Origin of the sequence: Bacillus cereus group sp. MYBKT14-1 (assembly GCF_051915185.1) — a bacterium.
Taxonomy (GTDB): Bacteria; Bacillota; Bacilli; order Bacillales; family Bacillaceae_G; genus Bacillus_A; species Bacillus_A cereus.
The window spans coordinates 22,639-38,199 of record NZ_JBQAEF010000001.1 but is presented as its reverse complement, the minus strand read 5'-3'; the positions used below and the strand labels follow the sequence as shown (position 1 = coordinate 38,199).

Genomic DNA, 15,561 nt, shown 5'->3' with positions numbered 1-15,561 from the left:
GAGGGAAAATCCCCTCTTTTTTATACGTCATAATTCACTACATAATGCTGCATTTCTGTATTGTAGTAGCCTTCGCTATATTCAATTACTTCGCCAACTTCATCGTAAGAATAACGCATGCGTTTTAATAGCGCTGTCCCCTCTTTTTCACCTAGCGCTTCTGCAACGAAACTAGGCGCGAGTCCAACTGCGAATTCATCTCTGAAGTTTTCTAAATGAATACCTCGGTCTTCAACTAAATCATAAAGCGATTGCAAGTCAAAATCCGATAAATCTGAACTTGCCATTCCTGCTGAGAAATAGTGCGTATAATGAATGTACGGTGCATCATTTAACGTATATAAACGTTCAATACGAAAACTCTCCTTACCGAATAATCGAAATGGCACTGTTCCTTCTTCATTCTGCACAATTTCTGCTTTTAGCAATTTCTTCTGTACTTTATATCCTTCTTCCACTAACACTTCAGTAAATTTCTTACCCTTTGACAGTTTTGTCGCAGAAGTATTGCGGATGACTTTCGTTCCTTTACCGCTTTTCTTTTCCAAATATCCTTCTTGAGCGAGTTCTTTAATCGCATTTCGCACTGTAATTTTACTCACTTTGAACTCTTCTTCTAACTGCGGTTCGGAAGGGATATTCGTATGAATCGCATATACACCATGCAATATTCGATCACGAATAATATTTTTTATTTGCAAATATAATGGTCCTTTTTTTCTCGTTACGTTCACCGTTACACCCACTACCTTTCTACATCACCTACTGATGCCGTCATTGCCCGAAGTATATCCTTCTCTGATGACATTGGCGTATCACCGACGATTGTATGTGCTAGCATTCCAGCTGCTGACGCAAATGAAACAGCTTTCTCTGGTGCGAACTCCTTTATCTCGCCATGAATAATTCCGCTCGTATAAGCATCTCCAGCACCTATTCTATCATATACAGAAAACGTAAGTGTTTTTGCAAAAGTGAACATTCCATCTTTACATATAAACCCGCGAAGCGAATGTGTATTATCACTGTTAATAGAGCGATGAGTACCAGCGATTGTAGCGATATGATACGTTTCAGCTACCTTTGGAATAAGATCAACAAGTTGCGCCTCTCGCTCCGTTTCTTCGGTTTTTATTCCTAAAACAAACATTGCATCTTTTTCGTTCATCATAACGATATCAGCAAGTCCCAGCATTTCTTCATAATGCGGTTTTGCCTGTTCATATCCGTCTTCTCCCCAAAGTGATGGACGATAATTACAATCAAAAACGACGGTTCCTCCGTTTTCTTTAACTGCTCTCGCTAAAGACTTCATATGATGGCGCACCGTATCATTCATCGCAAGTGTAATACCGCAAAAATGAACGATATCAATTTCCTTAGCAATTTCTTCAAATTGGTATATCTCTTCAGACGCCGTATTGAAGCTACTTTCTAGTCGATTCGAATACGTAACGCGGCTTGCACGTGCACCGAATCCATTTTCTAAAAAATACATACCTACATATTTACCACCTCTTGAAACAAGAGAAGTTTGAATTCCTAACTTTTGAATGTAAGATACAGCTGCATCTCCAACCGAATTTTCCGGTAAAGTTGAAATAAGAAGCCCTTCATGCCCTAAGTGAGAAAGTGCCGCTGCAACGTTCACACCTGTACCTGAAAATGAGTAATTTAACGTGTTAGCTTGCGACAACAATTCATATCCAGGTACTTGCAGGCGCATCATTACTTCGCCGAACGCTGCAATTTTCTTACGCATATTGATCAACTAGCTTCTTCACGACTGCTAATAATTCACGCACATCTTCTACTTTCGTGTTACCAGTTTCTTTATCAATAATAGAAGAGTACACGTGCGGGATAACTTGCTCTACATTTGCCTCAAGCGCAATACGTACAATTGTTTCGAAGTTTTCTTTATCAATTCCGCCTGTTGGCTCTAATGCGAATCCTTCTTCCGCACAAGCTTTCGCAACTGCACGATATTCTTCTTCATAGGCTAGCCCTTTCATCGGGAAGTACTTCAATGAATTTCCGCCCATATCACGTACAAGTGCAATCGCTGTTTTAATTGGAACGATTGCTTTTTCTTCTCCAGCCGCACTAATTGGGCCAGTAGAAATATTTACGTAACCTACTTTTCCTGTTGGCGATACTAAACTATTAATCCAGCTATCTTTTTCGCCAAGATTTGCACGTGTCGCTCCAACTGAAGGAAACACTTGGTTAATATGGCTACCAGGATAATGCTTCGCAATTTCAGCCACAACTGCCGCTTGGCGATTATCTCCTGCGCCTAGTCCGATTGATACAGCGTCATCAATTTCTTTTCCGTATGCTTTCATCGCTGTAACAGCTTCTTCTACAGTTGCATAATCTTTTGATAAAACACCTACTACTACATATCCTTCTGCTGCTTCAAAAATATCTTTCGCATTTTGGATATTGTTTGCCAATACATTTAATGCTACGCGGCCTTTATAAAAACGTTTTTGAATGTTTGTCATTTTAGTTTCCCCCTACAATTTCTCTCAATTTTTCTTCAATCACATGTATGTCATCACCTTGAAGTGGACGTGGATCAATATCAAAGAATCCTTGTCTTACTCCGTAATCACGTGTATAAATGGCAATTTCCCCTTCGCGTAATGCAGTCACAACATCTTTTGCTGATTTATTTAATTCTTTCTCGTTAATATGAATACGAGCTCGAAAGATTGCTCTTCCAGCTTCATCTTGAACGATCGTTACATTTACACCATTTAATTCTTTTAGCGGCATAAGTACTTGTAGCAATTCTTTTTCTTGCTCGCTCTTATCTTCTTTTACTCCGTACTCATCAAGTGCTTGAAGTAAACCAAAAGTTGTTTCTTTCCCAACCTTCATACTTCTTCCAATGCAATGTAATTGCACTTTCAGCCACTCAATATATTTTCGTTTCCCGCCAACAATACCAGAAGTAGGTCCTTCAATCGCCTTTGAACCGCTATAAATAGCAAGATCTGAATACTTCACATATTTTTGAATGTCTTCTTCAGCTGCTGCATCCACGATAAGCGGTACTTTATTTCGCTGCGCAACTTCCCATGCTTCTTCAACAGAAATCATATTTTTTTGCACTGCATGATGTGATTTCACATACAGAATCGCTGCTGTATTTTCACCAATTGCATCTTCAATATGCTCTGCTTTCCCTTCATTTGCATAGCCAACTTCTACAAGTTTACCGCCGCCTAAGTAAATCATCGTTTCAACAGGAGCACCGTATTGAACGTTATGACCTTTTAACATAATCACTTCGTTTTTCGCGATTACTTCTTGATGAAGTCTTTCACTTTTACGGCGATTTCCTTCTGTAACGATACCAGCGATAGAAAGCGCAATTCCGCTCGATGCTGAATTCACAACGACCGCTGCCTCTGAATCTAGAATTCTCGCAATATGGTCTCCTGCTTTATCTACTAAATCAGCAATTTCCACATAATTTTGTCCACCATGTTTCATCGCATCCATTACTGTATCTGTAGGAGCAGATACACCTAAAATACTCATTCTACCGCTCGCATTAATTACTCTTTTTAATCCGTACTTAGCATTCAATGAATGACCCATTAATTACAACCCCTTTTGTATCAATTCTTTTTTTAGCAATGCGCTGGTCCCCTTCTGAATCGATTAACGTAATCTTCTCATCTTTCACCGTAAATAAAGTTAAGTTTGCAATATCGCCTTCTTGAATACGGCCAAGCTCTGGTTTCTTAAGCCACTCTGCCGCATTTTTCGTAACCGCATCAATCACTTCTTCTAGCGGATAACCTAAGTAAAGGAATTTCGAAAGAACGTGAGCCATACTATACACTGGACCGTGTATACGGTTCTTTCGGTAAATATCTGTACTAATTGTATGAAAGGCAATACCGTGACGCTTCGCTGCTTCTGCTACTTTAAAAGAAAAACTAGCATTACCGTGACCAACATCTAAATGTACGCCGCGATTCACTGCATCTAGTAACACAGGTAGTGGTTTGCCTTCTTCATCAAATAAATTATTTTCTTTCCCGTTTAAGTAATGTGTAATAACATCATCTTTTTCTAAAAGAGGTACAACTTCCTCAATGCGAGGAGGCGCTGAACCGATATGTACCATAATCGGTAATGATGTTTCACGGGATAAAGAGCGCGCTACATGCAGCGGTTCAATTCCACTATCACAAACGACGCTTTTACTCATTCTCGCCTTTAACCCAATGATTACATCTTTATACTTTTCTACTGCTTCTATCACTTTCTCTTTATCTATCCATTCCATATTGGATAATTCATCAATTCGTTTCAAACCGATGCGAGAAATATTTAAAAAGGCAAATAAATTTGTCTTTGCCTGTTCTCTACTTTTTACTAAATCTGCAATGCGATCAGCTCCGCAGCTACCCGCATCAACAATTGTCGTTACCCCTTGCTTAACACCAATTTCATCCACTTCATCGCCATACGGATCAAACTCTGGAAAAGCATGAACGTGTAAATCAATCCAGCCACTCGATACGTAAGTACCAGAGTAATCAAGAACCTTTCCACCCTCACCAGCACCAGCTTTCGTCACCTGTGCAATTTTATTATTTTCAATTACAATGTCAATCTCTTCCCCGTTCACACGTTTCACATTACGTAGTACGAATCGTTCTGTCATTGTACTTCCACCCTTTTCTATAAGAAGCCGTAAGAATACGCTTACATTAAAGTTTCATTTTATGTCTCTTTCACACGTTTAGCGTAACACAAAAAAAGGGAGAAGTAAATATAACGTTATAATGTTTAAAAGCGAATAAAAAGATGCTCCTCCAAAATGCTAATAGTATAGGAAATTATATCAACGATTTTTTGAATATATCTATCATAACTTACAATATATCAACGATTTTTCAATTATATCTATCATAACTTATAATATATTAACGATTCGACAAAGAATATCGATTTACCGACAAAAAACGTCACTTCCTTTCTTATATAAGAAAAGGCTGTCCCAAATGGCACAGCCTTTTTCTCTATTCCTGAACCGTCACAATAACCCCATCCATATTGTTCCCGGAAATTTCATACTGCTTGTTTGCTGGAACGTTCACTTTCGTATTCTCAGAAACTTTATAATAAGAAACAGTATATTTCTTACCTTCTACTTCAGTTGAAACCTCTTTTTCCTCTTTTAAAAACTCTAAATATTCCTCTAGTGTGAAATTCTTTTTTTGCATAATTGCGCTATGAGGTAAGCCTACATAACGTATATGCCATGGCTCATATTGAATGCCTGTAATGTTACTTTTATTTTTCGGATAACGTAATACAAAGCCATGCTTCCATGCGTTCTCTTCAATCCATTTTCCTTCAGGCGCTTTCTCCATTTTCTTTTGAGTAGACCCAATGTCCAGTGATAATCCTAAATTATGTTCACTGTATCCTGCTGGAAGTGCATAATCAGATCCCATTTTTTCATATAGCTGTTTTTGCTCTTGGAAATCTCTATAACCACTACTAATCAAAAAATGGTTAACACTTTCTTTTCCAGCCGCATCGACAACGTTCAAAAACTTTTTCACAACATCCTTTGATAAACGAAGATTCCTATCAAATATTACATAGCCTCTCACTAATTCACTATTATGATTTACATTTATAATATCAGACCTAATGCTATCTTTTTTAACTGGATAATCCCTGTTAACTAATAATAAATCACCCTTATAAATTTGTTCCTTCGTAATCTCTTTCCTCTCAGTGTTTGCCGCCTTTACTAGCTCATCTTTCCCGACAATTTTAACATCGATTTCCTTTTGAAATAACGGTGATATATAAACGCCTACACATACTGTGCATGCTATAAAAAAAGAAATAAATACCCACTTTTTCATTTCTAGTTCCTCCTTAACGTAACTTACGTATAGAATAGAAAAAACTATTAAAATAAAAAGTGGGGTAAAGTTTAAATTTTTATTAAATTGTTACGTTCTCGTCTTTTGGCAATCGCACTTCAAACATTGTTCTAACTACATTACTCTCAGCAGAAATCGTACCGTTATGTTGCTCGACAATATTTTTCGCAATGAATAGTCCAAGGCCTGTCCCGCCACGGTTCTCAGTTCTTGCTTTATCACCTGTATAAAACATATCAAAAAGATACGGTAAATCTTCTTCCGGGATGCTATCTCCGTAATTCATAATTTGTACGACAACTTCTCCATTATCAACATACCCATTCATATCAACAAATTGTCCATCATACCCGTAACGAACGGCATTTGTTAACAAGTTTTCAAATACTCTAGCTAACAATTTTCCATCACCGTGCATCGGTAAATGAGGATCCACATTCAATCTAGCTTCTAAATGATGTTTTTCTAATAACGGATACAATTCCTCCTCTAACTGTATAAGCAACTCACTTATATCAATCGGCTTTTTATCTAGTTTTAGCATGCCATAATTCATACGTGTAATTTCAAATAGCTCATCAATTAAACTTTCCAGTCTTTGCGATTTTGTATATGCAATTGTGGAGAAATGTTTAATTTGTTCTTTTGTTAAATTTTCATCTTTAAGAATTAAATCTAAATATCCTAACACGGATGTTAATGGTGTTCTTAAATCATGAGCTAAATTCACAACGAGCTGATCTTTACTACTTTCAGCAAAATCTCCTCTTTCAACAGCTTCTTTTAACTTTTCACTTGCAACATTTATTTCACGCGCGATATTTCCAAACTCATCATTTGATGAAACTTGAACTTTATTCGTAAAGTTACCGTTCGCAAGATGATGAATCCCATTAGAAATTTCATCAAAGTATTTTAAATACGGTTTTGTCAAAAAGAAGAAAAAGATAATAGATAACGGAATAAAGAAAATTAAAAAGAAGTTAATGTCTCCAAATTCCCTTACCATTGACCTAAATTGTGCTAAAGGCTCTTCGTAGCGAACCATCGTTTTATAATACAGCTGCAATCCTTTATAAATTATATAAGTTACAGTTGCTGCAAGCACCATACTTAACGCAAATAAGGCAATCATTTTAAATCGAAAACTTTTCATCATATTAGCCATTAAAAGTATAACCTACTCCCCACACTGTTTTTATTAATTTATCCTTTCTTTTATCTTCCCCAAGTTTTTTCCGCAACGTACGAATATGTACCATAACTGTATTTCCGCCTTCATAATAATCATCTGCCCATACTTGCTGAAAAATATTTTCCACATTGTACACTTTCTTCGGGTGACTCGCTAATAAATATAAAATATCGAACTCTTTCGGTGTTAATTCAACTTGTTCTCCGTACACATTTACCGTTCTTCGCTCAGGATCAATCACGACTCCGCCTACCTCTAAAGCAGATTTATTCTCCGCTACTTTCGGCTGATTTAACGTAAGAAATCGGCGTAATTGTGCATTTACACGTGCAACTAATTCAATCGGTGTAAAAGGTTTCGTCATATAATCATCTGCGCCTAGCACAAGACCTGTCACCTTATCAAAATCAGACGTTTTCGCACTTAAGAAAATGATTGGCATATGGTGCTTCGCCCGAATTTGACGCGTCACTTCATACCCATCCATTTTTGGCATCATAATATCTAAAACCACTAAATCGATTCGCTGCGTTTCAATAATATGAACCGCCTCTTCCCCATCCGCTGCCTTCACAACATGGTACCCTTCTTTTTCTAAATGTATCTCAATTAAATCAGCAATTTCTGCCTCGTCATCCGCTATTAAAATTGAAATGCGCTTCATTTTACTCCCCCTTTTTCATTCCATTTTTATACGCTCGATTGTAAACTAGTCTATCCAATTTGTACAATACAAAAAGGCTACTCGTTAGAGTAACCTTGGTAAATAAAATTATATCAGCGATTTTCCAATTATATCGACCGTAACTCAAATTATATCAGCAATTATTGAAATATATCGACTTACCGACAATGAACGACAAAATCCTCTCGCTATTTGCGGGCATCCTAATGAAACTTCCATTTACCGCTCAAACACAATCCGCTGCTTCGTAATTTCTTCCAATCTTCCGCGATCTACTTCATACTCAGCATCAACGCTTTGCGGCACCATCACTTTCCCGCCCTCAAGCATCACTTCCGGCCAAATAATATCCTGCTCCCAATGTCTACTAGAAGCAGATATATCTCCTGGAATCGTAAAGTTAGGCAATGACGCAAGAGCAACATTTTGCGCTCGTGAAATCCCCATCTCTACCATACCACCGCACCAAACGGGTACGTTATGTTCCATACAATAATTATGGATTTGGATTGATTCTGTTAATCCGCCCACTCGCCCTGGTTTAATGTTCACAATTTGGCAGCTGCCAAGCGTAATCGCAACGCGTGCATCTTCTAAACTATGAATACTTTCATCTAAACAAATCGGCGTTTCAATTTTCTTTTGCAATTCCGCGTGATCAAGAAAATCGTAATCCGCTAACGGTTGTTCAATCATCATTAATTGGAATTCATCTAGTCGTTTCAGCCTCTCCGTATCCCCTAATGTATATGCTGAGTTTGCATCAGCCATTAACGGGATACCTGGGAACTCTTTACGAATCTCTTTCAATAATTCGTAATCATGCTCTGGCTTTATTTTCACTTTAAAACGCTCGTATCCTTCTTCCGCGTACTTCTCGATTTGTTTTAACATAACTGGAATCGTATTAAGGCCAATTACAACGCCGACTTCAATTTCATGACTAGTTCCGCCAAGTACTGTCGCTAGCGATTTCTTTTGACGCTTCGCATATAAATCCCAAACAGCCCCCTCTATTCCGGCTTTTGCCATTCGGTTTCTTTTTATATGTTGAAATAGACCCGGCACCTCATTCGGATGAGAAATTTCAGTCTTTAATAAATCAGGTATTAAAAAGTCTTGCAGTACATGCAGCGCTGTCTTCACCGTTTCTTCCGTATACCACGGTTCAGAGAATGCAACGACTTCCCCAAATCCAATGTACCCGTCCGTATCCTCTAATTCAATAACGATACTCTCACGCTTTTCGTAAGTCCCGTAGCTTGCAGCAAACGGGATTACGAGTGGCATTTCCGTTATATACAGTGTCGCTTTTTTTATTTCCACCTACATCTCCTCCACTAATTGTCTTAACTCTCGTCTTAACAATTTTTTCGAAGCGTTACGTGGTAATTCCTCTAAGAAACATGCTTTCTTCGGCACTTTATATTTCGCTAACTTCTCCTCGCAAAAATGAAGAATTTCTTCTTCTGTTACCGCCCCGCTTTTCACAACAAAAGCAGCTGGTACTTGTCCCCATTTGTCGTCAGACATACCGACAACGCCAGCTTCCGCTACTGCCGGATGGGAGAGTAACACTTCTTCAATTTGAGCTGGGTATATATTCTCTCCGCCAGAAATAATTAAATCACTGCGGCGATCTAATACGTATAAAAACCCTTCTTCGTCTAAATAACCGAGGTCGCCAGTATGAAGCCATCCGTTTTGAATAGTCTCTCGCGTCGCATCTTCACGGTTAAAGTAACCGCCTGTTACGTTCGGTCCTTTTACTACGATCTCGCCTTCTACTAACGGCGGTACTACTACGCCATCTTTTTCAATACGAAGTTGGCACTGAAATAGTGGTTTCCCGGCTGACCCTACTTTTGTTAACATGTAATCCGCGGATAACGTACAAATTTGCGAAGACGTTTCTGTCATACCGTACGTTTGATATACAGGAATTCCTTTATCTACACACGTTTCTAATAACGGTTTCGGCGCTGGTCCTCCGCCAAGTAACATACATCGTAAAGAAGATGGATATGTCTCTGCCCCAAGTCTCTCTAATAAATCAGTTAACATTTTAGAAACGACAGAAATAATCGTAACGCCTCTCGTTTGAAGTGCCTTATGAATAAAATCAGCATCATATTTCGGAACGAGTAAAATGCGCATGCCGTACATAATATTTTTCATTAAAAGAGATAGCCCGCCAACATGGAACATCGGCATACAAGCTAACCAGCAATCATCATCACGAAGTCCTAAATTAAGCGACGAACCGACTGCGCTTGCCCAATGATTGCCGTACGTTAAAATAACGCCTTTCGGTTTGCCTGTCGTCCCAGACGTATAAATAATTGTCATCGCTTCTTCTAAAGAAAACTCTTCTTGTATAGAGGCTTCCTCTTTTGGTCCATTCATCACTTCGGCGAATGAATAAACAGGAACATCTTTAGCATCAAAATCTTGATCCGTTACTAAACAAACAACTTCAGCATCATCCATTTGCCAAAGTAGCTCTTCTCTTGAAAGACGCGTATTTAAAAGCACAGCTACTGCACCTACATAAGATAGGGCGTGAATAACTGTAATCATCTCCATACCATTTTTCATCAGAACAGCCACCTTTTGCCCTCGCTCCACTCCAACATGCGTGAGGTGTTCACAAACAGATACTACTTTTTCATGCAGCTGCACAAAAGTAACTTTCTCTTCCTCTATTTCAATTGCAGTGCGATCTGGTGTTAAAAATGCACGTTGCATTAACCAATTTGGCATCGTCTCCATCATTCATTCTCCTTTCATGAAAGAAAGAGACTTGATATGATATCAAGTCTCTTAGTTGTTTTGTTTCCGGTTTGACCTTTTCGTTGCGTCTCACTTTATTGGCGAGCCGCTTCCGCTTTTGGTTTGATCACGGGAAACGAGGGAATTGACCGAAGTCCGGACTGCGTTTTTCTTTGAACGCGTCACGACCTTCTTTTGCTTCGTCAGTTGTGTAGTACAATAACGTTGCATCTCCAGCTAGTTGTTGAATACCAGCTAGACCGTCTGTGTCTGCGTTGAATGCAGCTTTTAGGAAACGAAGTGCCATTGGGCTGTTTGCTAAAATTTCTTGTGCCCATTGTACTGTTTCTGCTTCAAGCTCTTCTAATGGTACTACAGTGTTTACTAAGCCCATATCAAGTGCTTCCCCAGCACTATATTGACGGCATAGGTACCAAATTTCGCGAGCTTTCTTGTGGCCTACCATACGAGCTAAGTAACCAGCTCCGTATCCACCGTCAAAGCTTCCTACTTTAGGACCTGTTTGTCCGAATACAGCGTTGTCTGCAGCGATTGTTAAGTCACATACGATATGAAGTACGTGTCCTCCACCGATTGCATAACCTGCTACCATTGCGATAACTGGTTTAGGAATTGCGCGAATTAGACGTTGTAAGTCTAATACGTTTAGACGTGGGATTTGGTCGTCACCTACATATCCGCCATGACCGCGAACTTTTTGGTCGCCGCCAGAACAGAATGCACGTCCACCTTCACCTGTTAAAATGATAACGCCAACATTTGCATCATCACGAGCTTGTGCAAAAGCGTCGATTAACTCCATTACCGTTTTTGGACGGAATGCGTTATGTACTTCAGGACGGTTAATCGAAATTTTTGCGATACCATTGTATGTTGAATAAATAATATCTTCGTAATTGCCTTCTTTTACCCATTCAATACCCATTACAACTACCTCCTTGTATATTTCTGATTTCACCTATAAGCGTGGCTTCCTTCTTGCTGAAAAAAGTATCACTGCATAGTTTTTAGAAATCCCTTTACTATTGTATCAAACTTTTCCGGTTGTTCCACATGAATTGCATGGCCAGCACCATGAATTTTGACAAATTTCGCATCAGACACGCATTTTTCGATGTTTTTTAATATGCGGAAGAACTTTTCATCATATTCTCCGTTCATTAAAAGAACAGGTATTTTTAAGTTTTTCAGCTCATCCCACCATGAAGGCTGAGCCCCAGTTCCCATGCCGCGCAAGCTATTTGCGAGCCCTTTTGGGTTGTTAGCAAGCCGTTCTTTTCGCACCGCTTCTTGTACGTTTTGTGCTAAACGTTTTTGCGTTTCAAAAAGCGGAATATTTTCCCACATGGATACAAAACTTTCTATGTCTTCTCGCTCAATTTTATCGGCAAGTCGATCATCTTTTTCACGACGTTCTTTTCTATCTGCTTCGTTTTCGAGCCCAGCTGTACAATTTTCTAATAAAAGAGAGTGTACATAATCTGGATATAGACATGCCATCGTAATCGCCAATCTACCGCCCATTGAATAGCCAAGTATATGTGCTTTTTCAATATGAAGGTAATCTAATAGTTCTTTCATTTGCAATGCCACATTTCGGATATCATAATGCGCAACATCTTCAGGACTCTCCGTCTTTCCGTGCCCAACAAGATCAACTACAATAACTTGAAACTGCTCACTCCATGAAGAGATAAAAGAACGCCACGTTTCCATGCTTCCCGTAAAACCATGAAGAAGTAGAAGTGGTTCCCCGCTTCCGACTACTTCATATTCATACGATACACCTTGCAGCGTTACGTTCATTTTGATTCACCTTGCAACGATGTAGTAATTACGTCCTGTGTTTTTGCCCATAACGTACGGTGCAATGTTAAGTTTTCATCACGATTCGTACAAATTTCCACAACGTGTAAACCTTCTGTCGTCGTTCCTTTTCGAACTTCTTCTCGGAATTGCTCCCAACCATTTACACGGCTAAATGAACCGCCGTACATTTTGACAACATGCTCATAATCAAGTCCAATTGGTGTTCCAAATAATGATTCAAAATGTTCCTTTTTCTCATACTGTGGTAAGAATGAGAAAATACCCCCACCATCATTATTTACAACGACAATTGTTATGTTTAATTCATGTAATTTCGCTGCTAACAGCCCGTTTAAATCGTGATAAAATGATAAATCACCAATTACTAATACAAGTGGATCGCAAATAACGCTTGCTCCTAGAGCTGTCGAAATGATTCCATCAATACCATTTACACCACGGTTTGCCATCACATGGATGTTTTTATCCGATGTGAAGAAGAATGAGTCTGTATCACGAATTGGCATACTATTGCTCGCAAATAACGTTGCGTCTTCTGGTAATACGCGCACAATATCTGTAATAACCTTTCCTTCAAATGCAGTTTCATATGTTTCCATTTCACGAAGCGTTTCCTTCGTTTTTTCGTTTATATGTTGCCACATTAGGGACCAATCATTCTTTTTCATAACTGGCATTTTTTCTATTAATGCCTTGCAGAATTCAATGTCACTTGCTTGCACAACTTCTGTCGCAACAAGAGCTGGATCTCTCCATTGTCCTGATTCATCGACAACGATATGAACTGCTTTCGTTTGTTTTTTTATGAACTGGGTTAATGATTTAGAAACAGGCATACCACCAAAGCGAATTAAAACGTCCGGTTTCCACGTTTCTTTTAACTGTTCATTTCGTAAAAATGTATCGTAACAGTCAATTACCATCGTTTTATCGTGGTGTCCGCTACGAATATTAGAAAGTGGGTCTGCTAATATAGGATAGCCAGTTTTTTCAGCTAGTTGCGTTGCAAACTTTGCGATTTCTGCATGACTATCATCTCCACAAATAATAAGCCCCTTTTCCATATGTGAAAGGCGCCCTACAAGAGAATCTACATATTCACTCGGCATCACCGCGTTTCCTTGTTGAACTACTCCTGTATATTCACTACGTCCTTTATCCCATAAGCTTTCTAGTGAGAAATCAGGTATAAGTGGCTCGCGAACTGGAAAATTAAGATGAACAGGACCCTGCGGCGCTAAACAAGCATTTGCTACTATACGCTGCGTCGTCATACGAGCGTAATGATACATCGCTTCACTTGCTTCTGGCAGTGCCATCTCTGTAAATTGTTTCACAAAAGTACCGTATAAATTAAATTGATTCATTGCTTGTGGTGCACCCACATCTCTTAATTCATGCGGTCTATCCGCTGTTAAGACGATAAGCGGGACCCTTGAATGAAAAGCTTCACATACAGCTGGATAATAGTTCGCTGCTGCTGTTCCTGACGTACATAATAATGCTACTGGGCGTTTTTTTGCTTTCGCAATACCGAGCGCGAAAAATCCTGCTGATCTTTCATCTACATGTAAATATGTGTTCATTCCTTCGTGTTGTTCCATTAGTAAAGCAATCGGCGTTGACCGTGAGCCTGGACTAATGACAACATCACATACATCTAGACGCGTCAGTTCATCCACGAACGCGCCTAAATAATATGATAATGCTTCTATATGATTGTTCATTTCATTAATTCCTCCAAAGCACCAAGCATCGGTCTAAACTTCAAACTGGTTTCTTCATATTCAAGCTGTGGGACTGAATCAATTACAATACCACAACCGGCAAATAAGGATGCTTTCTCGCCGTTTAATAATCCGCAGCGCAGCGCAACCGCAAATTCACCATTTCCTTCATCATCTATCCAGCCAATCGGTGCACCATACAACCCTCTGTCTAACAATTCAACATCACGAATCAGTTTCATCGCTTCCAAACGAGGGGTCCCGCCAAGAGCTGGTGTTGGATGTAATTCTTCTACCATTGTTAAAAGACTCGCATCGCCTTTTGCTTCTACAGGCGTATATAAGTGAATTAGGTTTTTCGTTGTTAATAAACCTGGGCTTTCCGGAATATTAACGTATTTGCAATGTTCATTTAGTACCGAGCGGATCATGTTAACAACATACCCATGTTCAGCTAAATTCTTTTCATCATGAAGAAGCGCATTACTATTTCGCTTACTTTCTTCTATAGAATGACCATGACCGATTGAACCCGCGAGACACATCGATGTAAATTTCTCATCTTCTTTGCGAATTAATCTCTCAGGCGTCGCTCCTAAGAAGCATGCTCCTTTATAATCAAAAGAAAATACGTAACAATCCGGTTGACCAATACGAAGTGCTTCTAAAACAAGAGCAGAATCAATCGAATGATTCACCTCTACTTTTAGTTCCCTCGCCAATACAACCTTCTGCACGTTCCCCTGCTTCATCTCATCTTGTACTTTTTCAATTGCTTTCATCCAGCCTTTCGGATCCACTTCCACTTTAGAAATAACAGTCAATTTCGATCCGTTTAGCGCACATTTACTCTCTCCCAAAATTTTCTCTTCTAAAGAAATCATTTCGTTATAAAGAGTTTCTGCACAATCTGCTGCTGAAACAAATGTATTCATCGTTAACCATGCTTTTTCATTTTTTACAGTTAATAAAAATGCTGGTAGTGAAAATGTCGTATCTTTAAACTCTTTCCATAGGTCCGTTTTCTCTTTTTCTGGATCAAAGGAAAAACCACCAAATAAAAGCGGACCCGTTCCAAATTCATATTCATCTCTTTGGACAAATGCATTCTCTCTTACTTTCTCCCACTCGTCGCGAGCGGTTTGAAAGCGCTTATGAGAAGAATTTGCTATAGTGAAAACAGAGCCAATTCCTGCAAATATTACACGCTGAGCCGGATCTGCAAAATAACATCTATTTTCGAATGAAATCCTTTTTCCTGCTGCATAGAACAGAAGCGGATCCACCCAGTCTATTTGTTTTACAAAACTAACTAATGTTTTTTCGTTAGTTGCACGCTTGATGGCTGCAATAAGAACTTCTTGCAAGCCTTTTTGTTTCGTTTGAATCACAATTGTC

The 15,561-nt window shown here is 39.0% G+C and carries 14 protein-coding genes; all 14 read right to left on the bottom strand.

The window, feature by feature from the left end:
* Positions 1–20: 20 nt before the first annotated feature.
* The 14 genes from ACTFO4_RS00265 to ACTFO4_RS00200 all read right to left on the bottom strand — a co-directional run bounded on the left by ACTFO4_RS00265 (position 21) and on the right by ACTFO4_RS00200 (position 15,554).
* Entirely contained in the window at positions 21–746 is a 726-nt protein-coding gene (locus ACTFO4_RS00265) for a GntR family transcriptional regulator (protein ID WP_000539278.1), read from the bottom strand.
* Complete coding sequence (locus tag ACTFO4_RS00260; RefSeq protein WP_017674556.1) at positions 746–1,762, bottom strand: sugar kinase; 1,017 nt, start codon at positions 1,760–1,762, stop codon at positions 746–748. Before ACTFO4_RS00260 ends, ACTFO4_RS00265 begins: the two co-directional genes overlap by 1 nt.
* Positions 1,755–2,510 (bottom strand): 2-dehydro-3-deoxy-phosphogluconate aldolase, encoded by a 756-nt coding sequence (gene dagF, locus ACTFO4_RS00255; protein WP_017674557.1) that lies wholly within the window; start codon positions 2,508–2,510, stop codon positions 1,755–1,757. The genes ACTFO4_RS00260 and dagF overlap by 8 nt, the downstream gene beginning before the upstream one ends.
* Position 2,511: 1 nt before the next feature.
* On the bottom strand, positions 2,512–3,615 hold the full coding sequence (locus ACTFO4_RS00250; RefSeq protein ID WP_149149983.1) for a DgaE family pyridoxal phosphate-dependent ammonia lyase: 1,104 nt from the start codon (positions 3,613–3,615) through the stop codon (positions 2,512–2,514).
* Entirely contained in the window at positions 3,593–4,693 is a 1,101-nt protein-coding gene (locus ACTFO4_RS00245) for an amidohydrolase/deacetylase family metallohydrolase (RefSeq protein WP_078187172.1), read from the bottom strand. The genes ACTFO4_RS00250 and ACTFO4_RS00245 overlap by 23 nt, the downstream gene beginning before the upstream one ends.
* Before the next feature lie 358 nt (positions 4,694–5,051).
* Complete coding sequence (locus ACTFO4_RS00240; RefSeq protein ID WP_017674560.1) at positions 5,052–5,912, bottom strand: M15 family metallopeptidase; 861 nt, start codon at positions 5,910–5,912, stop codon at positions 5,052–5,054.
* 82 nt (positions 5,913–5,994) lie between these two features.
* Positions 5,995–7,101 (bottom strand): sensor histidine kinase, encoded by a 1,107-nt coding sequence (locus tag ACTFO4_RS00235; protein ID WP_017674561.1) that lies wholly within the window; start codon positions 7,099–7,101, stop codon positions 5,995–5,997.
* On the bottom strand, positions 7,094–7,792 hold the full coding sequence (locus ACTFO4_RS00230) for a response regulator transcription factor (protein ID WP_017674562.1): 699 nt from the start codon (positions 7,790–7,792) through the stop codon (positions 7,094–7,096). Before ACTFO4_RS00230 ends, ACTFO4_RS00235 begins: the two co-directional genes overlap by 8 nt.
* A gap of 240 nt (positions 7,793–8,032) precedes the next feature.
* The gene (gene menC / locus ACTFO4_RS00225) at positions 8,033–9,139 is read right to left on the bottom strand and encodes an o-succinylbenzoate synthase (protein ID WP_440013319.1); all 1,107 of its coding nucleotides are present in this window, start codon (positions 9,137–9,139) and stop codon (positions 8,033–8,035) included.
* On the bottom strand, positions 9,140–10,585 hold the full coding sequence (locus ACTFO4_RS00220; protein ID WP_440013322.1) for an o-succinylbenzoate--CoA ligase: 1,446 nt from the start codon (positions 10,583–10,585) through the stop codon (positions 9,140–9,142).
* 127 nt (positions 10,586–10,712) lie between these two features.
* Positions 10,713–11,531: a 1,4-dihydroxy-2-naphthoyl-CoA synthase gene (gene menB, locus ACTFO4_RS00215; RefSeq protein WP_440013324.1), complete on the bottom strand. Its 819-nt coding sequence runs from the start codon at positions 11,529–11,531 to the stop codon at positions 10,713–10,715.
* 68 nt (positions 11,532–11,599) lie between these two features.
* Complete coding sequence (gene menH, locus ACTFO4_RS00210) at positions 11,600–12,412, bottom strand: 2-succinyl-6-hydroxy-2,4-cyclohexadiene-1-carboxylate synthase (RefSeq protein WP_440013326.1); 813 nt, start codon at positions 12,410–12,412, stop codon at positions 11,600–11,602.
* On the bottom strand, positions 12,409–14,163 hold the full coding sequence (gene menD / locus ACTFO4_RS00205; protein WP_440013328.1) for a 2-succinyl-5-enolpyruvyl-6-hydroxy-3-cyclohexene-1-carboxylic-acid synthase: 1,755 nt from the start codon (positions 14,161–14,163) through the stop codon (positions 12,409–12,411). The genes menH and menD overlap by 4 nt, the downstream gene beginning before the upstream one ends.
* Positions 14,160–15,554 (bottom strand): isochorismate synthase, encoded by a 1,395-nt coding sequence (locus ACTFO4_RS00200; protein ID WP_000616741.1) that lies wholly within the window; start codon positions 15,552–15,554, stop codon positions 14,160–14,162. Before ACTFO4_RS00200 ends, menD begins: the two co-directional genes overlap by 4 nt.
* Positions 15,555–15,561 lie beyond the last annotated feature (7 nt).